A 21,474-nucleotide genomic window follows, 5' to 3' on the forward strand; every position below is an offset into this window, starting at 1 on the left:
ATGCTAAAACTTTACGGTAGCGCTCGTAGTCGAGCTTCCATAGTTCATTGGTATTTAGAGGAACTAGAAGTTCCCTACGAATTCGTCAAGCTTGATATGCAGGCGGGTGAACACCTCCAGCCTGAGTATTTGACAATTAATCCATTTGCAAGAGTTCCAGGAATTGTTGATGGAGATTTTCAGCTTTGGGAATCTGGGGCAATTTTGCTCTATCTCACGGATAAGTATGGAAAAGCTCCAGTTTCACTAGAAGAACGTGCTGTGATTTACCAGTGGGTGTTATTTGCCAATTCCACCCTCACTACAGCAGTTTTGGTAGAAGCAAATCGCGATCGCCAAATACCACGTTTGTTGACTACCTTAAATGAAATTTTCAGTAAACAACCTTTTTTGCTGGGCAATGAATTCACTGTTGCTGATGTGGCAGTGGGTTCTGTTTTGAACTACATTCCCATGCTTCTAAAACTAGACCTCAGCCCTTACCCCGCGGTGTTGAATTATATGAAGCAATTGACTGAACGTCCGGCATTTCAAAAAACTATCGGTGCAAGAACGTAAAAGGGACTGGGGATTGGGGATTGGGGAGATGAGGGAGATGAGGGAGATGAGGGAGTGAGGGATAAGAATTAATAACCAGTCCCCAGTCCCCAGTCCCCAGTCCCCAATCCCTTTTACCGATAATTTGTAAATTGCAAAGCCACAGGATAGTCTTCTTGTTTTAGCCGCACAATAACAACTTGCAAGTCATCTTTAGATTTGGCAGAAACCCGTACAGCGTCACCTTGAATTGAGGCTTGTACCTTTTTGAATTCGTCACGAATCAATTTGGAAATTTGTTTGGCGATTTCTTGACTGATGCCTTTTTTGAGTTTAATTTCTTGACGCACGCGGTTACCGCTTGCTGATTCAATTTTCCCAAAATCAAAGATTTTCTGGGAGAGATTACGCTTAGCGGCTTTTTCCCGCAGGATGTTGTGTACAGAATCTAAGGTAAACTCGCTGTCAGTACTAACATTAATGCTTTCTTCAGCCAACTCAACGGTAGTTTGAGTATCTTTGAGGTCATAACGGCTTTTGATTTCTCGCGCAACTTGATCGACAGCGTTAACCAATTCTTGTTGGTCAAAGTCGCTCACAATGTCAAAGGAAAAAGTAGAAGCCATAGAGTATTTTGGATTTTAGATTTTGGATTTTAGATTTTAGATGGGGTATGGGGCATTGGGAGTGCTGTTAGCGGTAGCGGGGCATTTAGCCCGTGAGGAGTTAGGAGTTAGGAGTGAGGAGTTATTATTCTTCCTCATCTCCCTTATCGCCCAGTCCCCAGTCCCCAGTCCCCAGTCCCCAGTCCCCAGTCCCCAGTCCCCAATTAACTACTAGCTTGGATGATGCTCAGGAATATGAGAATAGCAGAGCCAAGGGAGCCAATGCCAAACATTAGCGATCGCAAAAGGGGTATATTCAAAATATAAAAAATTGAGTAAAGAAAACGGGCAGCCACAAAAGCGATCGCAGCCGTTGCTGCTGTAGAAGAATTTACACCAGTTACGTATGCCATGAATGCGGCTGCGGCAAATACCATAAACGCTTCAAAGGAGTTCTGATGTGCCCAGGTGGCTCTTTGAGCGTATGGTGGCAATTTATCAAACATAGCGCGAGGGGCAGAGAGATCGTACCCAACACGCACACGGGCATAAGCTACTACCAAAAATGGCACGTAAATTAGAACGGCAGCAGCAGCGATCGAGTACAAAAAAATTATCATTAGTTATTAGTCATTAGTCATTGGTCATTAGTCATTCGTCATTGGTCAAATACATAGACGTGTTTTGCTCTGCTCAACACAAACTAGGACAAAGCACAAAGGGCAAAGTCTGTAGCAAGATCCCGCAGCAGGGTATGCCGGCTTCCGGCAATAGCGTAGCTAAGCCGTGTCCCCCAACGTCTGGCTCCGCCATCCCCCAGTGTACGGAACTTTGTAAGAGAGGACAAATGACAAATGACTAATCGAAGTAGAAGAGTGTCACCACTTTTCTTTGTTCTTCTGCATCTTGACAAGTTTGCAACAAAGTGCGGCTGTCGTGAAACGCGAAGCAAATCAGTTGCTGGCAACGAGAGACAATTTCCTTGTTGCACAGGTAACTAGCTTCTGCAAGAGACAGATTATCATTACTGGGATTTTCCACTAAATGCATTACCTGCTCTAGTTGTTGGCGGGATTCAAAAGGCTGGCGTTCCAAGCTTTGGGGTAGAATCACCGTTAACAAGTTTGGATCGGCTCGCGTTGCTCCCCGGATGGCAGCAGAATTTGTACCTATAGCACCAGAAGTGATGATCCGATTACCCGATAAAACTAGGGCATAAGTCATCATTTCAATAAGATTCTGATGCGTAATCGGCACATGACGAGAACCCAGCAAGGCGATTCTTTTAGAACCCGTTTGCTGGATTGTCGCCAGTTCTTGCGCTAATGTATCTACGTTAATAAGGTCTGTTGACTGGCTCAAAGATAGACATGCATCAGATTAAACGACCCAGATATTCTACCAAAGAGCGTGTAGGTGCGAGGCAAACCTGAGTTAGACATTGCTACAATTTTTCAATTTTCAGACATAAAGATGCTAAGACAAAGCCGTTGCGGGAGTTAAACCGAGTTTAGATAACAGACGCTCAATGTCAAAATGCTCAACCATCAGCTGGCGAATATACTGAACCTTAATCGGCTCGTGGAGGCGGACTTGACCAAAAGTGCGGTCAACAATTTCGACTGTGGTGAGGGTGTCTAAGTCAACGGATAAAATGGGAATTTCTAGTTCTTCAGCACGACTGAGAATGAACGGTGGAGGTGGTAGTTGCCCGGTGAGAATTAAACATTGGGTAGAAGTTTCCAAAGCAGCTTGCTGAATTTCCACGCGATCGCCCCCTGTTACAACTGCCATATTCCGGCGTTTGCGGAAATATTTCACAGCCGAGTTGACATTCATCGCTCCAATTGCCAGACTTTCCACCAACAAATCTAGGCGATCGTTGCGACACAGAACGTCAGCTTTTAATTGCTTAACAAGTTCGCCAACGCTGACACTCTTGAGCAAATCGCTGTTTGGCAGCATTCCCAGTACTGGAATATCCTGCTGTTCCAAAAACGGGCGCAACAGAGTGTCAACTGCTTTTAGTTGTGCCACAGGGATATCATTGATGACGACACCAATCAAGCGATCGCCTACACGTTGCTTAGCAGCCAATAATGCTTCAACTGAAAGCAAAGATTTATAGCGGGTTACTAACAGCACGCCAGCATCCAATACTTCAGCCAGTTGTAGCAAAGATAAGTCAAACAAATTGCCTTCATACAAATCACCAGGTCCCTCTAGCAATACCAAATCTCCAGGCGACATTTGCGAATATTGCTGTAATAGCGACTGCTGATAATTGGTTTTGTCCTCCCCACGCAAGCGTTTTTGCACATTTAGTTCATCCAAAGCCAGCATTGTAGGTGCAACACGGTTTTCCGGCAAATTGAGGCTAAGAGCGATGAACTGGACATCTTCCTCAATTAAAGTTCCGCTAGACGAATTTAAACACGTACCGAGCGGTTTACCGTAGGCTATATCCAGTCCTTTTTGCTGTAGCTGATGAGACAAACCCAGAACAGTTGCAGATTTACCGCTGTAAGTCTCGGTTGATCCAATCAGCAAATATTTAGGGGATTTGGGCACACATGCACTCCTAATTTCAAAAGTCAGAAGAACCCAGCTAGGTGTTTCCTAATTCTAGTTCCTTCTGGCAAAAGCCTCTTGCTGTTATAAACTAGCATTTCTTAGAAGAACTTCTGAATCAATAGTAGGGGGAGTGGGGAGTGGGGAGTGGGGAGTGTGGGGAGTGTGGGGAGAAAGAGAATTTATACTTCGGAAGTTGAATTAATGGAAACCAACTGATGTAAAGTTCGGCTGAGTAAGGAAGCCCAATACAGTCATGAGGATGTTGGGTTTTGCTCTCGCTCAACCCAACCTACTTTTCTGAATTCTGTTAGCGCAGCGGGGCGTAGCCCATTCTGAATTCTGAATTCTTATTTAATCTTCATCAAGTGCCGGAAAAGCTTCCTCAAATTGCCACAATCTATCTTTATTTTCTACGAACCAAATACGAGTTTTTGGAGTTAATTTACTCCAAATGTCTTCAGCAGGAACATGAGGAGATGCGTATTGGTACTGCTTACCAAGTGATTTGAGATTGTCCGCTACATCAGCGGGAATTCCGAATTGTTCCCAGTCAATTTTTACATTTCTTCCCGAAACTCCCGCTGTGGGATCGAAAATCAATTGTGCAGATCTGACTAAATCAGCAAAATGTTTCGGTTTGAGTTTGGTGATTTCCTGAAGGAGTGATTCGTTATGTTCTGGAGACATTGTACTAGCAGTGGTGAAGATTAGTAGTGTATTAAATCAGTCAACAGTTGAACGGTTTTTTAGTTGGAAATTGTAAATCATTGAACACTAGTAACTGTTCACGAATAACTGTTTTTAATTCCCAACTCAAACTTCCATCGCCGATAACTGATTTTTGAACTTACTGCCAGAGATTTTTATCCCAATGTTTGTAGTTTAGTGCTGAGTCGCTAACTTCATTATGACTAAGATTATTCAACTAGAACCGTCACAGCGGCGATCGCAATCAACATTTCATCATTTTGATCGTTGAGTTCCGGAATCGCTCGCCCTTGAACTATCATCCCCCCAGATTCTACAGTGAGAGTCTTCCGGCCAAATGGTAGTACGGCTAGCACTTCCTCTTCCCTAACTTTTTCTGGGTATGGTACTGCTACTTGAACTTCCACAATCATTTCATTGGGATGACTCAAACCAGCCACTTCCCAAACACCGGGTAAAGCATTATTAGCGATCGCATTGCGTACCGCCCTAGATGCCGCTACTGTCGGTTCTTGTCCATGCTGATCTATTCCCATTCCCATTTCAATTATCAACCGTTTACGCGCCATTGCAACCTCCGGCAAATTTTGCACCTTGGATCAAATACAAGCAATCTTAGGGCACAGCAATGCTGTGCCCCTACTGTGTATCATCGATTGCATCAAAACGAGAAATTTTAATCTTTATAGCAAAAGCCTTGGTGGTTAGGACATTAACAGATGATAAAACCTAGACACAAAAAGACTTTTCACCCAGTCCCTAGTCCCCAGTCCCCAGTCCCTTGCTATATCTACTCAACGAGATTTCATCCCTCGAAATCCTTAGAGCGTATGCAACAACCTACTCAGGCGCTCTGAGTAGCTTTTCATTACCTTGATGGCAAACATGGGTGTTTCCTGAACAGCAAAGAGAAATCCTTTTTCATCAAGGAAAGCAAGTTTGGAGTCCGTCTTGGCGATCGCTGTGTAAGTTCTATTTTTTACTCCTACAAGTATGCCCACACCAAAAACTTCGCCCGTCTCAATGGTTTCTACAACCTTACCATTGACTAATATATCCACTTCTCCTTCCACAATGCCGTACATAATATCACCAGGCTGTCCTTCTTCAAAGATGACTTCGCCTAGTGAAAATACTTTAGGATTGGGTTGTTTTTGAAATATACCGACTGTGACTACAGGACTTAGCATTAGAGCAACCCCAAAATTCTTAGTTTTTGAATGAAATCTTTGGATAGGCACCATGAGAACCCAGAAAAGTATACTACTTTCTGTTGGTTAACTCCAATCTCCGCAATATTTCCGATTGGTTAAGGATTGATTAACGAGTATTAAAGGTAGATTCATCCAGTTCAAATACTCGTCAACGTCGATTCATTCAGTTCAAATACTCAATATTTGTTTCAAGATTGTTAAGAAAAAGGCTGTTATTTACAGCGTATTTCAATAAGCCTGAAGTACACAAACTCAGTCTGTTAGCTAAGCATCAAGCCTATTTTATTTTCTCAAAAGACAATCAGTTATAAAAGTAACAAAAGTGGAAAAAGTACGAAAAGTGGGATATTTTGATATGCCCATACTTCTTTTATCCAAAATCTGCTATTGTTAGCTTCAAGTAATAATTTTCTCTAAAAAAATAACAAATGTGAAAAACGCATTTTCTTTTAATCAATGATTATTTGACGACTTTACCAGGAACACGAGGACAGTTGCTTTACAATCAGTCCAATGCCGATGCAAAAGTCATTGAGAAAGACGAAGAACTTACACAGACATTGACAACTGGCGAAGCAGGAACATTTTTTCCAGCTGTTACTTCTGACATCTCGAAAAAAATTCGCGTTCCAGTTTTACTAGTAATTGGACAAAAAGATAATCTTTTTTGCTCTGACAAAATCTGTAGTCGGGAAAATGTGGCAGCATCTGAAGGGCAATTTTTTTCGCCGAAGGCGCAGTTACAGGTCTATATTCAGCGAGATGCAGGACATTCTATTAATCTGCATTTAAATGCATCTGAGTGGTACAAAGTTGCTGGTGAATGGAGCGATCGCTTTGTTGAAAAATAACCAGAAGTAACATGGACAAATAAAATACAAAACTTTTCTTTTCCTAAACAGCGATCGCTTGCCAGTTAATCAACTAAGCGATCGCTTTTATTTCATCTACTTTGTAATTGCTGCTAGAATTGATACTTCACTATGCAAAATTAAAAATCCGATCGGTTTTAACTGATGACTTGGAAAATTTAACTATGGAAAAACAACCGATACAAGTAATTGGAGGTGGACTAGCTGGGACAGAAGCAGCTTGGCAAATAGCCCAAGCTGGAGTACCGGTGATTTTATATGAAATGCGTCCAAAGCGCTTCAGTCCTGCTCATCATACAGAACATCTGGCAGAATTAGTGTGTAGTAATTCCTTTGGGGCAATGGCAAGCGATCGCGCTGCTGGATTGTTGCACGAAGAATTACGTCAGCTTGGTTCCATTGTAATTTCTAAAGCTGATGAACACGCCGTTCCTGCCGGTGGTGCATTAGCGGTAGATCGGGGACAATTTGGCCAAGATTTAACTCAAACTTTATCCAATCATCCTTTAATTGAATTCCGTCGGGGTGAAGTGCAAGCAATTCCTGAAGGAATTGTGGTTTTAGCAACCGGGCCTTTAACCAGTCCAGATTTAGCAGAAGATTTGCGCCGCTTTACCGGGATGGAATACCTCAGCTTTTTTGATGCAGCTAGCCCGATTATCGTGGGAGAATCGATTAACCGTGACATTGCCTTTATGGCATCACGTTATGACAAAGGTGAAGCTGCTTATCTCAACTGCCCAATGAATAAAGAACAGTATTTGCGGTTTCGAGAAGAACTCTGCAAAGCTGAACAAACAGAACTCAAAGATTTTGAACGAGAAACGGCGAAATTTTTTGAAGCTTGTCTACCCATTGAAGAACTAGCACAGCGGGGAGAAGACACCATGCGTTTTGGTCCCCTGAAACCAGTGGGTTTATCAGATAGTCGCACAGCGGAACGTCCTTATGCTGTGGTGCAGTTGCGCCAAGAAGATAAAGCCGGTCAACTTTGGAACATGGTAGGATTCCAAACTAATTTGCGCTGGGGTGAACAAAAGCGCATATTTCAGCTAATTCCCGGTTTAGAAAAAGCCGAGTTTGTACGGTTGGGAGTCATGCACCGCAACACTTTTATTAATGCTCCTCAGTTGATGTATCCGACTCTGCAATTTAAGGGGCATCCAACTTTGCTCGCAGCTGGACAGTTAATTGGTACAGAAGGCTACACCGCTGCGGCTGCGGGTGGTTGCTTAGCGGGAATTAATGCAGCGCGGCTAGCTTTGGGTAAAGAACCATTGGCTTTACCACCAACAACAATGATGGGGGCGCTATTTGAATTTATTAGTTCTGCTTCACCCAAACACTTCCAACCAATGCCGCCTAATTTTGGGATTTTTCCCGAATTAGGTGTGAAAATCAAAAATAAACAAGAGCGTTATGGACATTATCGCGATCGCTCTTTAGCTGACTTAACAAACTGGAAAGCTCAGAATTAAAGGGCATTAGGAGTGCTGTTAGCGATAGCGGGGCAATGAGCCGCGTGAGGAGTGAGGAGTTAGGAGTTATTATTCTCCCTCATCTCCCTCATCTCCCTCATCCTCCTCATCTCCCTCATCCCCACTCCCTATTCCCGATTCCCTATTCCATGTATGCCTAACCCGGCGATGATACCCCCCAGCAATCCCCAGGTACCATCGGCAAATACATTGATGCGATGAATACAGGTACGATGATAGGCGTACTGTAACTGTCTATCATTAACTTTTGTCTGCTCTACAAGGTTTTCCACATATTTTTCAGCTTTGATCAGTGCTGCATAATCCAGGTTAAACCAATATGAGGATACTCCCACCACCGCCAGTCCTGGAAAAACCAAGGTAAGTAAGAAAATTGTTATGCGTGCGTTCATACACTTAACTAGCTAATACATCTGCTCAATGCTGACATAGCTAGAATCTTTGTCTAGAAATTGGGATGTCCCCTTGTTTCCCACACTCCCCACTCCCCATTCCCCATTCCCTACAGTAAATTAATCGAATTTTGGGAATAATCCTCATAGTGTTTGAAAGCATCGGTTTGGTTGGGCTGCACACTATGAGAGCGCGATTTCTAGAAAAAAAGCAGATTTTTTGGGTTTTATGTGTTGCATTTTGCTGTATTTCTTGGGTTTGTTTGGCTTTAATTCCAGTACACGCAAACTCTACACAGTCTATTGATACCCTGCGTCAACAACAGCAACAAATGAACCAGCAGCATCAGAGTGTGGTTAACGAACGCGATCGCTTAACAAATCTCCAACAAGAGGCGCAAAAGCACCTGACTGGTTTAAACCAAAATCTGCAAACCACAGATAGCTATATTCAAGAAAGTGAATCACGATTACAACTGGCTACCCAACGTTTGCAAAAGTTGGAAACTGATTTAGCTGTAGCCCAACGTTCCTATGAAACTCGTCAAATAGCAACAGTAGCACGATTGCGATATCTCCAGCGATCGCCAGCTAGTCAGGGATGGGCAGTTTTGCTCCAAAGTCAAAATATCAGCGACTTTATCAGCCGTCGTCATCAGTTGAAGTTAGTTTATCAGGCAGACCAACAAATTTTGCTAAAACTCAACGCCCAAGCAAATTTGATAAATCAGCAAAAAACCGAAGTAGAGGAACAAAAAAACCAAATTGCTTTGATTCGTGAGCAGCTACTAGCACAAAAAGCCGATTATCAAACCCAGGCCCAATCACAATCAGAATTGATTCAACGCCTCAATAGCGATCGCCTCGCTTTGGAAGCAGCCCAAAATCAGCTAGAAAGAGAATCCAAAAATTTGGAAGTCTTAATTCAGCAAAAGGTAGCACAAGCAGCCCAAGCAAAAACCAACAGCCGCACAAGCATCATCATTCAGGGAACTGGGATGTTTACCTATCCTAGCGATGCTCCTACTAGCAGTCCCTTTGGCTGGCGGATGCACCCAGTTCTTGGCTATCGTCGCTTTCACGCAGGTCTGGATTTTGCCGCTAGCTATGGTAGTACAATTCGAGCAGCCGATTCCGGAACAGTGATTTTTGCTGGGTGGTATGGTGGTTATGGCAGAGCTGTAATTATCGACCACGGCAAAGGTATTACTACACTCTACGGACATACCAGCGAGTTGTATGTTACCGAAGGACAAGCAGTCGAACGAGGACAAGCGATCGCTGCTGTTGGTTCCACAGGTTTATCGACTGGGCCTCACCTCCACTTTGAAGTGCGCCGTAATGGTTCACCCGTCAATCCCACTGATTATCTTTAATCCGAGAGCAAATGCGATCGCAGCCGTGCTATAATCTAGGAGAATAAGGGCGCGTGGCTCAGTGGATAGAGCAACAGATTCCGGTTCTGTGGGTCGGGGGTTCAAATCCCTCCGCGCTCGTTACCTTTACAAGACTAACCAGAAAATGGAGAGGTCATTTTCTCTCAGTTTTCTCTCACGGGATAAAACCAATCTACCCTATGAGACAGAATTGCAACGGATAGATGCAATACAGAACAATTATAATTTAGACTTAGTAATATAATTTTTGCTTATAATTAATTTATAAAACCTGTCTCTGATAATTCCTAAGAACTTGCTAGAAAATTCTTAATATAATTTATACCAAACTTGACTTTTTTAAAATTTTGTGCATCAAGTTAGTTTTACAGTGGTGCTGTCTCTGCGTTAAAATGCTATCACCTATATCTATAGGTATGCACTTTAGTGTGCAAAAAGTTGCATACTTTACATACTTCAGTATATTTTCATCCAACTTTTTATGCTTGCTAGGGAATCCAAAGGAAACGGGACTCCAAGTCTTGATTGTTAAAAAATAGCTAGCTATATAAAGTGAATTAACTTTTAAAAACTATTTAATCAAGGGACTCAAGGGAAATCTTACAGTCATTCAGACCGCAGCGAAGCGAAATGAACCAACGGCATTGCGTAATTAGTTATGTTTGCCAAATCAAACACAAGTATTAAATAATACTAAAATTTTACTATCCAATTTTATGCTATGAGTTAGTATGATTTTTTGAATAATAAATAAAGCTAAATTTAAATTATGAATCAACAAATAAAACCAATCCAAAAGATTATCTTTGGTAGTCCTGGCATCGGTAAAAGTTTCAAGATTCGCTCAATTGCAACAGAATATTTACAAATACATTTTGATTCACAGACTAATACGTTAAAAAATACAATCAAGACTGTATTTCATCCTGAATATACTTATTCCGATTTTGTAGGAAAACTATTGCCACAAAGTCAAGGTAATTCCATTATATACAAATTTTATTCAGGACACTTCATACGCGCTCTGGGGCTAGCATATAGGGATTTACTAAATGGAAAGGGTCAAAATTATCTTTTAGTTATAGATGAACTGAATAGAGGTAATGCTGCTGCAATATTTGGTTCTATATTTCAGTTATTAGATAGAGAAAATGATAATTGGTCAACTTATGAAGTTGATTTATCAGACCTTGAATTGATTGGTTTATTTAACTCAATGGGCTATAAAGCACAAGCTTCAACTGACAGTCCTATACAAATAGATGGCTCTAATTTTGATGTATTTTGTAATATGACTGAACGAGAATTAAAACATCAATCGAATGAAAGCGGATTACGAATACTAAAACTATTAAAAAATCGCAAGATAAGTATTCCAAATAATTTATCACTTATTGCTACTATTAATACATCTGATGAATCAATCTATTATTTAGATAGTGCTTTTAAAAGGCGTTGGGACTGGGAATATTTAGATGCTCCTGCTGAAAAAGATATAAAAGCCAATAAAGTTCTAGAAGAAGTTTCTTCAATAATATTACTATTAAATGATAACAAACAATTATATTGGTATAAATTTGTTGTTGGTATTAATGAGTTTATTAAATCGCATTACGAAACTGTTAGAAAAATAGAAGATAAACAGATTGGTTGGTGGTTTATTAAAGCAGAAAATGATGTTATTACTCTGCAACAAGTTCAAGACAAATTAATGTTTTACTTATGGGATAGTGTATTTGCTAGAGATAAAAAACCTTTAATACAATTTCTTTCAGATAAATTAGGAAAAGATATTAAACTGATTACTTATGCTGATTTTGTAGAGCATACTGAACAATTTGTACAACATATACATGATAATGTAACTTCTTTATTAACAAAAGACCTAGAGTTTTAGCAATTTATTAATGAGGTACGTTTAATGATTTATTTTCAAAATTTACAAGTTAGCGTAGATGATAGATACTCTTTTGTCGGTATAAAGAAGCAGAATTCTAAATTAATATTTTATTTGCCTAAAGGATTTGATATCAGTTCATTTAATACCTATGAAAGTAAAAAAACCTTATTTTTTAAATTATATAAAATACTTAGAAAATATAAAGAAATTTGTATAGAGAAAGGTTATCTACAATCTAAGCATGACATAAAAGCTCAAGATAGAGATGGCGTTATTAAAATTTTAGGTAGTATCCAAAACATTATTTTACCTGATACTAATGAAGAAAATATATATTACTCGAAATTAAATTCTTTCGATTCTATCTTGAATACTTATGATGAACTTAAAATATTTTCTTTGGTCTATAGATTAGGAATAAATGAAAACATCAACTATAGCCAATTACATCGTTTTTTAGACAAAGCAGTTTATCTAAATAATGGAGCAATATATATTGATAAAATAACTTCACATAAGCGAATTATACATTACCATTCTACAGATATTGTTGCTATGTTTTGTTATATCTTCGTAGAGATAAAGCAACAATTAAATGAAAAAGTCAATAGTGAAGTTGCTGCTTTATCTGAGAGATTTAAATATAAATATATTGATTCTAGCTATGGATTATTTAATGAAGAATCTAGTAGCCAAATTGTGAACATTTTAAAGGATGCACTAGAATTAATCGATAAACATACTGCTATTAAAGATTACGATTATTGGTCTTTTTATGAATCTATTGAACTATTTTTATACGGTGATATGTCTAAAACAGATGAGGGAGAAGTCTGGGGCATTAAAAATTTTTATAGTGTTTGGGAGTCTATGTGTTTGACATATATAGTTAAAAATATAAAACCAGAGTACATCTTACATTTGGATACAAAGTATTTATCACATCACACATTAGCAATAGCCAACAGTAAACCCAAAATAATAAGCTTAAGTGGGGTTTTTACTATGAATAGTAAAAAACTAATACCTGATGCAGTTGTTTATTATCACCAATTAGACAATCTTAATGGAAAAATTAACAATACTCTTAATTCAAAAGAAAACTTTGTTTTAACTAAAGACAACTGGGATGATTACGGTTATAAAACCAGCTTTACTTGTACAACTATACTTGATAACCAAACGTTAGGTATAGCTTATAAGGGTCAACCCACTAATAAACATACTTTTATAGAATTAGAAAAAATTTATCCTAAAATAGACAATTCACTGTTGTCAATTAATCATCAATTGCCATCTAATTTTTATTCATTTTGGTCAATCAATGAAGATGAAATAATTACCTCGGACAAATTAGCTTTAATGTATCGCCTGAATCACATCTTTTATATAGCTATAAAAAATGGCGTATGTACTCGTGATAGTTTTTGTAATTTTTTATTAAATACCTTTCAAATTCATATAGAAAATAATGTTTTTAAGACTTCTTTATTTAGAGGTTACGCCTATAATTTTATTCGATATATTAAAAATGGTTTGAGTGATGATGAAGGGGATGAAATGGTTTCTATGTTTGAAAATTTTATTCAAAAAATATCTTATTTATGTTTAATAGATGTTAAATATTTACTATCAAACTATTTATTAGACCAAAACAATATAAAAGAAATAAAAGATAGAAGTGTTCGTAAACAATTTACTTATGAATACTTGTTACAAGAATTCATTGAAAAAAATAAGCATTTTTCAGACATAGAAATCATAAGTAGATTTTGGTTGCCTACTTATAAAAATGATTGTCCACTTGTTGAACCAGCTTCAGGTTTTTTAGATGATTACATTGGATTGAGAAATTTAAATTTTACAATTATTGCTGATAGTTATGTAGATTAAGTTTAATAAAACTAAAAGTCAAGCAAGTATCGAAATAGCTTTTAGACACTTTGAAAGTTGGAAAATTAATTTTAAGTTGTTAGACTGGCAGAAACTTCAGCAAACTAGGGCAGGTATAGAAGTAACCATTAAGGACATTTTAGATAAACTACCAGCAAGTTACTCAGCAGAAGTTTATGATAAAAAATGCTTAGAAGTTTATCAACATATTTATGAGCATTACTTAGGACAGGGAAGTAGTATTTACAAGATATAAAAGTATAAGGACTAAATAACTATCTAGTCCTTTATTACTTAAATAACCTTCCTTAGCGTCTTGAATCCTTGGTCTATAAGTTGATTTTGATACTAGTTGTAAATTTTCTTCTCTGATTGGGTATTGTCTACTGAATAAAAATTCCTTAGTTCTCTCTTTTCGTCATCTGTCAAAGGTTGGTTTTTTCCTTTGATACGTAATGCAACAATTCTTGTAGGCGGCTCATCTGAATAGAGGTTAGCAGTTGCTGCTAGAGGTACTGCCATCAAAGCAAAAGTAGTCAATATTGGTTTATAACTGTACTCTAATCCTTGAATTTGTGGTCTAGCTTCGATTGGTACACCATTATTAATATGTGGCATATTTTCTATAGTATTCGTTTTTACTCTTGACACTTTCATCCTGTTAAATTGATGTCTACGTATTAAATATTTTTGTATGTTCATGGTTCTTCATAATCCATTTATCTGTGCTATATTTATATTATAGTAGTTTTTATGTATTACAAGTAATGATTAAGACAATATCGACTGTTAGAAGTATCAGAATGAACAACGATACTATCCAATTATTAAAAAGTGAAAGTGCGCGTTTAGGCGTTAGCCAGAATGATTTAGTCAGAATTGGAATTAAATCTATTAAGGGTACTGACTTACAGACCTTAAAAGCTGCAAAGGAATTACTTAGTGAAGTCAGAGAAAACTGAGAAAATGCTAGTTATATCGTTCTTAACCAGATTCCGGTTCTGTGGGTCGGGGGTTCAAATCCCTCCGCGCTCGTTTAATGTAGATTGCCATTTCAAAGGCTGTCAGACTTCTTTCACAACACTAGTAGGGCGTTTGCTCTTTTCTCGTCAAGTTTCAAACTCTTGGGGTTGACTTACGTGGCTATGATTATTCCCAAGCTGGTGCTTATTCTCTGACAATTTCTACATATCAAATAAAATTTCTGTTCGCTAATATTTCAAATAGTGATGTCAATCTTAATAAGTTAGGAAATATCGTATTAGATTTTTGGAATTCATTACCTAGTAAATATTGAAATATCGAGTTTAGATGAATTTTTAATCATGCCAAATCATCTGCATGGCAGAACAAAAAACCCAAATACTCAGGAGGATTTTGAGCATTTACCGCCTGAACATTTGGTTATAGATATATTAGATAAATATAAGCGCGTAGCTGAAATCATGGCAGAGATTAAGGCAATTTTGGAGCAGCAATCATGTTAGGTTTACTAGAAAAATTTAGCCGCTTAGAAGAATTAATCAGTCAGTCAGCATTAAAAAATGTTGATTCTGACCAAATTTTACTGATGAATGGGATTAGCTGGGATATATATGAGACACTATTACAAGGTTTTCCAAATAATTCTCATTATCGCTTGAAATATTTAGAAGGTACTTTAGAAATAATGTCTCCTAGCCGTCGTCATGAGTTTAATAAAAAGATTATTGCTTTATTGCTAGAAGCCTATTTTTTAGAAACAGGTATTGATTTTTATCCTTTAGGCTCAACTACTTTTAGAAAACAAACAGCAGCTAGAGGAATAGAGCCAGATGAATGTTATTGCTTTGATTTGGAAAAACCTGTTCCCGATCTTGCTATTGAGGTGGTTGTGACAAGTGGGGGAATTGATGATTTAGTTATTTATCAAGGTTTAGGAGTACCAGAGGTTTGGTTTTGGCAGAATAATCAGTTTTCATTATATTATCTCCGTGGTGATAAATATGAGTCAATATCAAAAAGTGAATTTCTACCAAATTTAGATTTAAATGTCTTGGCAAGTTTTGTTATGTCTGATGAAAAACCAAGAGAAATAATATTAAAGTTTATTCAACATATCCGTCTATAAAAGAACTTGATGCACTTTTCCCTTCCATTAGACCTGCCTTAAAAATAGGGATTGGGGACTGGGAAAGAGATATTTTCATTCTTTCCTTGTGAGTCCAACTCATGAAGTCTCTTGCATAAATCAAAAATAAAGAACCCCACCCCGCATTTGAGTAAAGCAAACGCTCCCCTCCCCTTACCAAGGGGAGGGGTTGGGGGTGGGGTGTTAGGGACTTTTGCAAGAGACTCCATGAGCTGCGTTCACAAGGAACAATGAAAATTTCCTTTCCCTACTCCCCACTCCCAACTCCCTATTTTCAAGGCAGGTCTATTCTAGACAAAGCATTTAATGGGTAACTTTGAAAAGAATTTGACTGTGCCTCTTCATAGCTGCTAATCGTCAAAATATACGACAATTTTTAAGTGATGTTTGAGTTGTGCCACACTCTCGCTAATGACTAGTTTGTATAAACTAGCCATATTAGTTACACCTTTCCTCATCCTTATTTTCTAGAATCTGTATACCTTTCTTCAAGAATTGGTACTAAGCTTAATTGGTACTAAGCTGTTTGAGCTTAGTACCAATTAAGCGAATCAGTTAGAGGTTTGGGACATATTCGAGCTTATGTAAATACGTAAGTTCTACATCATTCTTGCCTTTAGCCAAATTAAACTAAATGTCATACAAAGAATTAGAAGACATCATAGACGCGAAGATACAAAAAGCTATACGGAAGCACGAGATGATAGTTGCTTTCATTAGTAGTATTATTGGCTTGATTTTTATAGTAGGTTTGTTCCATGCAATTTGGTTCAACCACGTTCAAATTCAAGAACTATGGTGTAATCATTGACGTTGGGGACTAATGATTACTGTACTGTTTGACTGAGAGTCATCAGATTTTGTTTGCGGTAAGCGCTCAATTGCAACCGCAGCAGAGAATTGACTCGTAGTCGGTAAAGGTGGATACTTCTTGGTGCGATCGCCTAATCGATTAAGCACACTACAAAGTTGACACATTTGTTTAGCTCTTTCTAGTAATGTAGTAGTTATTCTGTAAATCGTGAGCCAGTCGTCTGATGTCCACACCAGTGAACCCAGCTTCACTCAACATTTCCACTGCTTTTTCTTGTCCCCACATGGCTCCCAGTCCCATACCGCCTCCTGCTAGGGATACCGTCATGCAGTGCATACAAGAAACGGTGTAAAGAAAAGGGGCAATGGGATGTTCCAGATTGCCATTAACATCAGTTGAGGCGTGGATGTCTTGCATCAGATAAATGCCATTGGGACGCAGGGCAGTATGAATGTTTCGCAATACAACATCAGGTCTTGCCTGGTCATGTACCGCATCAAAGGTAGTAATTAAGTCGTATTGCTCTACTTCGTCGAATGTAGCGGCATCCTTGATCTGAAATTGAATGTTGGTGAGTCCTCGTTGCTGGGCTTCAGTAGAGGCAATGGCGATCGCTTCTGGGGACAAATCATATCCTTTAAAACGACTGTTGGGAAACAGCTGTGCTAGCTTGTTGAGAGCACGACCACTACCGCAACCTACATCTAGGACATCAATTCCTTGTTGTAGGGCTTCTGTTAAACCAGAAATCAGCGGCAAAATATGTTCTTCTAAAGCAGCTACTACAGTTTGTCCGCTATCTTCCGCCATCACTTCATGGAAACGTTTAAATTGTGAGTAGGGTACGCCTCCGCCTTTGTGGAAACAATCTACAATCTGGTCTTCAACTGCTCCCAACACCGATATGAATTGAGCAAAAGGAGCAATATTATCCCCAGGCGCTATTCGTGTCAAGAATGCACCATGTTCTCGAGGCAAGTAGTAGGTTTTTTCTACCGGATTATATTCAACAAAACACCCGGTCACCATTGCCCCCAGCCATTCCCGCACATAGCGTTCGTTTAAGCCTGCCGCATCAGCAATTTGTTGACTTGTAGACGGTGGGAGTTCTGCCAGACTATCAAACAGTTTGGTGCGATGCCCAATGGAAATCATCAGTGCCAATGCCCCATTGTTGAGAATGTCCAGCATTCTCACTGCAAATGCTTCTGCTTTGGTTTCGTCAAATATTTGAGGTGTCATGATATTGTCCTTTTTGAGTGTCGATGCAGTGTTATTTACTGCATTTAAATTCAAATTAGCCAGAAGATGGTTGCAAAACTCTTTTCAACGCGATTCAGATCCAAAGTATGCTGTCTCGCATTTTTGATCGAGTGTATCGATTGACAACAATTCCAATCTTACCCATGACATGGCCGATTTCGATACTTTTAAATCTGACGCCAACCAAAGCTTTTAGATCAGAGGCAATAGGCAATTAATACTTTTCCTATTGCCTATTCCCCATTCTCTACAACCAAGTTTTATTCAGCGCATTTACTAATTACATGTGTTAACGCATCAATTAGACGATCGCTTTTCATTGGTAAAATATCTTTGCCATGCATCACATCCTGAGTGATATGAAAATACACCAATGTTCCTAACAGAATTCTTGCGGTTGCTTCTGGGTCAGGTATATTTAATTCAGGAGCAGCTAAGTATTGGCTAAGAGCTTCTAGGACAGGTTTATTCAGCGCCCGCACACAAATCTGTGCTAACTCAGGAAAACGACCAGATTCCCCAATCAACACTCGCATAAATGCACAATGTTCTTGGTCGTTATTCATCTGCTCTAATGCTTTGATTCCTATCTGGCGCAGTACAGCGGCTGGTTCTCCCTCAACCGGTTCCGTACCAAAAATAGAGTTAAACTTCTTGCGTGCTAGTTGCTCTATCAGTACTTTAAAAAGTCCTTCTTTATCTTGAAAGTGACTGTAGATCGTCGCTTTAGAAACACCTGCTGCGATCGCTACCCGATCCATACTTGTGCCAGCATAGCCATGCTGGAGAAACTCCTGCATTGCCCCTTGCAGAATTTGCTCCACTTTATCAACGGAATTATCTCGCTCAACTTCGTCAGCTTTGATGGGTCTCATTTATTAATTATCCTTTCTTATAAACAATTTTAATAGATGGGGGATTGGGGATTGGGGATTGGGGATTGGGGATTGGGGATTGGGGATTACGTATCACGAAAACTAATGCCCAATTTGCATCCTTAAACTTCTTGACTAAACTAGTCCGTTTAGTTTAGCATAAAAATGAACTAGACAGTTTAGTACAATTTTCTGCTGATAGGAGGGGAATGCTATGGTGCAAAACTGGAAGTTAGAGGGTTTAAAGTCTCCTCAAAATTTAGTGCGATCGCCGATTGCCCTAGCAATAATTACATCTTTAATTGTCAGTGGGGCTAGTGTTTACACGGTAACTCAGCTTCAGAGCCAGTCGAAAAAGAGCCAAGAAGCACCAGTGCCAACGCAACCAGTGGTAAAAACAGTAACAGCGCTGGGACGGTTGGAACCAAATGGAGAGATTATAAAACTGTCTGCACCTTCTTCTAATGAAGGGAATCGGGTTGAGCAACTCTTAGTAAAAGAAGGCGATCGCGTCAAGACTGGACAAGTAATTGCGATTATGGACAGTAGCGATCGCTTACAAGCTAGTTTGGTTGAAGCACAAAAACAAGTTCAAGTTGCCAAATCCCGGCTTAACCAAGTGAAAGCGGGAGCCAAACAGGGAGAAATTGGGGCTAGACAAGCTACAGTCAACCGTCTGCAAGTAGAACTAGAAGGAAATATCAGAACTCAGCAAGCTACAATTAATCGTCTAGAAGCAGAATTGCAAGGACAACAACAGAGCTTGCAAGCAACAGTGGCTCGTGTAGCAGCCGAGAGACGCAACGCCGAAGCTGACGTGCAACGCTACGAGACATTATACAAACAAGGAGCAATTTCCAATCAGGAAGTTGATAACAGACGTTTGAGTGCAGAGACTTCCACTCAGCAGTTAATCGAAAGCCAAGCCACCCAGACAAGAACTATAAGTACCCTACAACAGCAGATTAACGAAGCCAGAGCCAACCGGGATAAAACCCTCGCCACCTTAGAACAGCAGATTAACGAAGCCAAAGCCACCCTCAACCAAACCGCTGAAGTTCGCCCCACAGATATAGCCAACGCCCAAGCAGAAGTAGACAGCGCTCAAGCCACCGTAGAGAAAATTAGAGCGCAACTAAATCAAGCATACATCCGCGCTCCCAAAACCGGGCAAATTTTGAAGATTAATACACGAGCCGGAGAAACTGTTGGTAATGATGGGATTGTGGAACTAGGTCAAACCGACCAGATGTATGCAGTTGCAGAAGTTTACCAAAGTGATATTAACAAAGTGCAACCCGGACAAAGTGTCAAGGTAGTAAGCGATTCCTTGCCCAAAGAATTGCAGGGAACCGTTGATTGGATTGGAATGCAGGTACAGCGGCAAAATCTGATCAACAGTGACCCTTCGAGCAATATTGACGCCAGAGTAGTAGAAGTCCATGTGCGACTAGATCGAGCATCTAGCGCCAAAGCTGCCAAATTGACCAATCTGCAAGTAAAAACGGTAATTGAACTTTAAAGAGCATTGGGTATTGCTTATTTCTTCCCCTGCCTCCCCTGCCTCCCCTGCTCCCCACTCCCTACTCCCCACTCCCCCCTCCCCATGATGAAATTAATCGAACAATTCCAGCGCCGAACCCCTCTTGGCTGGCTGCAACTGAGTCATCAAAAAGGTCGTCTGTTGGTAGCATTATCAGGTATTGCCTTTGCTGATGTTTTGATGTTTATGCAGCTAGGGTTTCAGGCTGCTCTATTTGAAAGTAATACCAGGTTACATCAAAGTATGCAGGCTGACATGTTTGTAATTAGCCCCCAAGCGCGTAACCTTGCAAATATGTCTACCTTTACACGGCGACGACTGTATCAGGCAATGGATATACCGGGGGTCAAGTCTGCGGAAGGTATGTATATTAACATTGTGGATTGGAAAAATCCTCAAACACGTAACAAGACAATAATCTTAGTTATGGGGGTTAATCCCGATCAGCAAGTATTTAAATTAGCGGATGTGAATCGGCAAATAGATGCTGTGAAGCTACCAGATACAGTTCTTTTCGATCGCGCTTCCAGAGGAGATTATCAAGAAGCGATCGCCCAAATTGACCAGGGTAAAACCGTCACAACTGAAATAGAACGGCGGACAATTACCGTTGACGGCTTATTTACAGTCGGGGCTTCCTTCATTGCAGATGGTACTTTGATCACCAGCGACCAAAACTTTTTGCGATTATTTCCCCGGCGAGAAGCCAGCGGTGTCAGTCTTGGTTTGGTGCAACTACAACCGGGCTACGACCCAAACCAGATCAAAACAGCTTTAAAATCACACCTTGGTGATGATGTCAAAATTTTAACTCAAGCAGAATTTATCGAATTTGAAAAGGATTACTGGAAAACAAATACTGCCATTGGATTTATTTTCAGCTTGGGCGTATCAATGGGATTTATGGTAGGCGTGATTATCGTCTATCAAGTTCTGTCTACAGATGTGAATGCTCACATGAAAGAATATGCCACCTTCAAAGCAATGGGTTATAACAATTTTTACTTGTTAGGTGTAGTATTTGAAGAGGCAATAATTCTAGCATTGCTGGGCTTTATTCCAGGAGCGATCGCACCTCTAGGACTTTACCATCTAACTCGTAATGCTACCAACTTACCACTTTACATGACCCTAGCGCGAGCCTCCACAGTCCTAGCCCTGACTATGATTATGTGTATAATTTCTGGAGCGATCGCCACTCGCAAATTACAGTCCGCCGACCCCGCAGATATGTTTTAAAAAATGGGCATGGGGATA

At 39.6% G+C, this 21,474-nt stretch carries 24 protein-coding genes and 1 tRNA gene; 13 read left to right on the forward strand and 12 right to left on the reverse strand.

Annotation, left to right across the window (positions count from 1 at the left end):
* On the forward strand, nucleotides 1-558 hold the full coding sequence (locus IQ276_RS01245; RefSeq protein WP_190881911.1) for a glutathione S-transferase family protein: 558 nt from the start codon (nucleotides 1-3) through the stop codon (nucleotides 556-558).
* Nucleotides 559-671: 113 nt separating this feature from the next.
* Here the strand turns inward: IQ276_RS01245 and IQ276_RS01250 are convergent, their stop codons facing one another.
* The 7 genes from IQ276_RS01250 to IQ276_RS01280 form a co-directional block, all read right to left on the reverse strand.
* On the reverse strand, nucleotides 672-1,163 hold the full coding sequence (locus IQ276_RS01250; protein ID WP_073641921.1) for a YajQ family cyclic di-GMP-binding protein: 492 nt from the start codon (nucleotides 1,161-1,163) through the stop codon (nucleotides 672-674).
* A gap of 203 nt (nucleotides 1,164-1,366) precedes the next feature.
* The gene (locus IQ276_RS01255) at nucleotides 1,367-1,762 is read right to left on the reverse strand and encodes an MAPEG family protein (RefSeq protein WP_073641922.1); all 396 of its coding nucleotides are present in this window, start codon (nucleotides 1,760-1,762) and stop codon (nucleotides 1,367-1,369) included.
* A gap of 238 nt (nucleotides 1,763-2,000) precedes the next feature.
* On the reverse strand, nucleotides 2,001-2,504 hold the full coding sequence (locus IQ276_RS01260; protein ID WP_190881909.1) for a DNA recombination-mediator protein A: 504 nt from the start codon (nucleotides 2,502-2,504) through the stop codon (nucleotides 2,001-2,003).
* Between the two features lie 114 nt (nucleotides 2,505-2,618).
* Nucleotides 2,619-3,713, reverse strand: a complete 1,095-nt coding sequence (locus IQ276_RS01265; protein WP_193925171.1) for a phosphotransacetylase family protein — start codon at nucleotides 3,711-3,713, stop codon at nucleotides 2,619-2,621.
* A 354-nt stretch (nucleotides 3,714-4,067) separates the two neighbouring features.
* On the reverse strand, nucleotides 4,068-4,403 hold the full coding sequence (locus tag IQ276_RS01270; RefSeq protein WP_190881907.1) for a hypothetical protein: 336 nt from the start codon (nucleotides 4,401-4,403) through the stop codon (nucleotides 4,068-4,070).
* A gap of 230 nt (nucleotides 4,404-4,633) precedes the next feature.
* Entirely contained in the window at nucleotides 4,634-4,993 is a 360-nt protein-coding gene (locus IQ276_RS01275; protein WP_193917909.1) for a Lin0512 family protein, read from the reverse strand.
* 252 nt (nucleotides 4,994-5,245) lie between these two features.
* Nucleotides 5,246-5,614, reverse strand: a complete 369-nt coding sequence (locus IQ276_RS01280) for a cyclic nucleotide-binding domain-containing protein (protein WP_193917907.1) — start codon at nucleotides 5,612-5,614, stop codon at nucleotides 5,246-5,248.
* Nucleotides 5,615-6,102: 488 nt separating this feature from the next.
* Between IQ276_RS01280 and IQ276_RS01285 the strand changes: the two genes are divergently transcribed.
* Together IQ276_RS01285 and trmFO are read left to right on the forward strand one after the other, a co-directional pair.
* Nucleotides 6,103-6,489, forward strand: coding sequence for an alpha/beta fold hydrolase (locus tag IQ276_RS01285; RefSeq protein ID WP_193917905.1), 387 nt, complete (start codon nucleotides 6,103-6,105; stop codon nucleotides 6,487-6,489).
* A 185-nt stretch (nucleotides 6,490-6,674) separates the two neighbouring features.
* A complete protein-coding gene (trmFO, locus tag IQ276_RS01290) occupies nucleotides 6,675-7,988 on the forward strand; it encodes an FADH(2)-oxidizing methylenetetrahydrofolate--tRNA-(uracil(54)-C(5))-methyltransferase TrmFO (protein WP_235115339.1) in 1,314 nt (437 codons plus the stop codon).
* Nucleotides 7,989-8,116: 128 nt separating this feature from the next.
* Here trmFO and IQ276_RS01295 read toward each other — a convergent pair whose 3' ends face one another.
* Nucleotides 8,117-8,401, reverse strand: coding sequence for a hypothetical protein (locus tag IQ276_RS01295; protein WP_193917903.1), 285 nt, complete (start codon nucleotides 8,399-8,401; stop codon nucleotides 8,117-8,119).
* Nucleotides 8,402-8,586: 185 nt separating this feature from the next.
* Here IQ276_RS01295 and IQ276_RS01300 point away from each other — a divergent pair, with 185 nt between their 5' ends.
* From IQ276_RS01300 to IQ276_RS01320, 5 genes are all read left to right on the forward strand, one after another.
* Nucleotides 8,587-9,777, forward strand: a complete 1,191-nt coding sequence (locus IQ276_RS01300; RefSeq protein WP_190881901.1) for a murein hydrolase activator EnvC family protein — start codon at nucleotides 8,587-8,589, stop codon at nucleotides 9,775-9,777.
* Nucleotides 9,778-9,824: 47 nt separating this feature from the next.
* Nucleotides 9,825-9,897, forward strand: a tRNA-Arg gene (locus IQ276_RS01305).
* 670 nt (nucleotides 9,898-10,567) lie between these two features.
* Nucleotides 10,568-11,695: a restriction endonuclease gene (locus IQ276_RS01310; RefSeq protein ID WP_193917901.1), complete on the forward strand. Its 1,128-nt coding sequence runs from the start codon at nucleotides 10,568-10,570 to the stop codon at nucleotides 11,693-11,695.
* A 24-nt stretch (nucleotides 11,696-11,719) separates the two neighbouring features.
* Nucleotides 11,720-13,591, forward strand: a complete 1,872-nt coding sequence (locus tag IQ276_RS01315; RefSeq protein ID WP_193917899.1) for a hypothetical protein — start codon at nucleotides 11,720-11,722, stop codon at nucleotides 13,589-13,591.
* Nucleotides 13,592-13,667: 76 nt separating this feature from the next.
* Nucleotides 13,668-13,847 (forward strand): hypothetical protein, encoded by a 180-nt coding sequence (locus IQ276_RS01320; protein ID WP_228043128.1) that lies wholly within the window; start codon nucleotides 13,668-13,670, stop codon nucleotides 13,845-13,847.
* 92 nt (nucleotides 13,848-13,939) lie between these two features.
* Here the strand turns inward: IQ276_RS01320 and IQ276_RS01325 are convergent, their stop codons facing one another.
* Nucleotides 13,940-14,209 carry a hypothetical protein gene (locus IQ276_RS01325; protein WP_193917898.1) on the reverse strand — a complete coding sequence of 90 codons (270 nt, stop codon included), beginning with the start codon at nucleotides 14,207-14,209 and terminating at the stop codon, nucleotides 13,940-13,942.
* A gap of 185 nt (nucleotides 14,210-14,394) precedes the next feature.
* Here IQ276_RS01325 and IQ276_RS01330 point away from each other — a divergent pair, with 185 nt between their 5' ends.
* From IQ276_RS01330 to IQ276_RS01340, 3 genes are all read left to right on the forward strand, one after another.
* Nucleotides 14,395-14,553, forward strand: a complete 159-nt coding sequence (locus IQ276_RS01330; RefSeq protein WP_193917895.1) for a hypothetical protein — start codon at nucleotides 14,395-14,397, stop codon at nucleotides 14,551-14,553.
* Nucleotides 14,554-14,916: 363 nt separating this feature from the next.
* Nucleotides 14,917-15,078: a hypothetical protein gene (locus tag IQ276_RS01335; protein ID WP_193917911.1), complete on the forward strand. Its 162-nt coding sequence runs from the start codon at nucleotides 14,917-14,919 to the stop codon at nucleotides 15,076-15,078.
* Nucleotides 15,072-15,701: a Uma2 family endonuclease gene (locus IQ276_RS01340; RefSeq protein ID WP_193917894.1), complete on the forward strand. Its 630-nt coding sequence runs from the start codon at nucleotides 15,072-15,074 to the stop codon at nucleotides 15,699-15,701. Before IQ276_RS01335 ends, IQ276_RS01340 begins: the two co-directional genes overlap by 7 nt.
* An 825-nt stretch (nucleotides 15,702-16,526) precedes the next feature.
* On the opposite strand, the gene IQ276_RS01345 is transcribed toward IQ276_RS01340, so the two are convergent.
* The 3 genes from IQ276_RS01345 to IQ276_RS01355 all read right to left on the reverse strand — a co-directional run bounded on the left by IQ276_RS01345 (nucleotide 16,527) and on the right by IQ276_RS01355 (nucleotide 18,674).
* Nucleotides 16,527-16,700: a hypothetical protein gene (locus tag IQ276_RS01345; protein WP_235115340.1), complete on the reverse strand. Its 174-nt coding sequence runs from the start codon at nucleotides 16,698-16,700 to the stop codon at nucleotides 16,527-16,529.
* A gap of 4 nt (nucleotides 16,701-16,704) precedes the next feature.
* Entirely contained in the window at nucleotides 16,705-17,778 is a 1,074-nt protein-coding gene (locus IQ276_RS01350; RefSeq protein ID WP_193924881.1) for a class I SAM-dependent methyltransferase, read from the reverse strand.
* A 281-nt stretch (nucleotides 17,779-18,059) separates the two neighbouring features.
* Entirely contained in the window at nucleotides 18,060-18,674 is a 615-nt protein-coding gene (locus IQ276_RS01355; RefSeq protein ID WP_190881876.1) for a TetR/AcrR family transcriptional regulator, read from the reverse strand.
* Nucleotides 18,675-18,888: 214 nt separating this feature from the next.
* Between IQ276_RS01355 and IQ276_RS01360 the strand changes: the two genes are divergently transcribed.
* Together IQ276_RS01360 and devC are read left to right on the forward strand one after the other, a co-directional pair.
* A complete protein-coding gene (locus tag IQ276_RS01360) occupies nucleotides 18,889-20,196 on the forward strand; it encodes an ABC exporter membrane fusion protein (protein ID WP_235115341.1) in 1,308 nt (435 codons plus the stop codon).
* An 87-nt stretch (nucleotides 20,197-20,283) separates the two neighbouring features.
* Complete coding sequence (gene devC, locus IQ276_RS01365; RefSeq protein WP_444880224.1) at nucleotides 20,284-21,456, forward strand: ABC transporter permease DevC; 1,173 nt, start codon at nucleotides 20,284-20,286, stop codon at nucleotides 21,454-21,456.
* Nucleotides 21,457-21,474: the final 18 nt, after the last annotated feature.

Origin of the sequence: Desmonostoc muscorum LEGE 12446 (assembly GCF_015207005.2) — a bacterium.
Lineage (GTDB): Bacteria > Cyanobacteriota > Cyanobacteriia > Cyanobacteriales > Nostocaceae > Nostoc > Nostoc muscorum.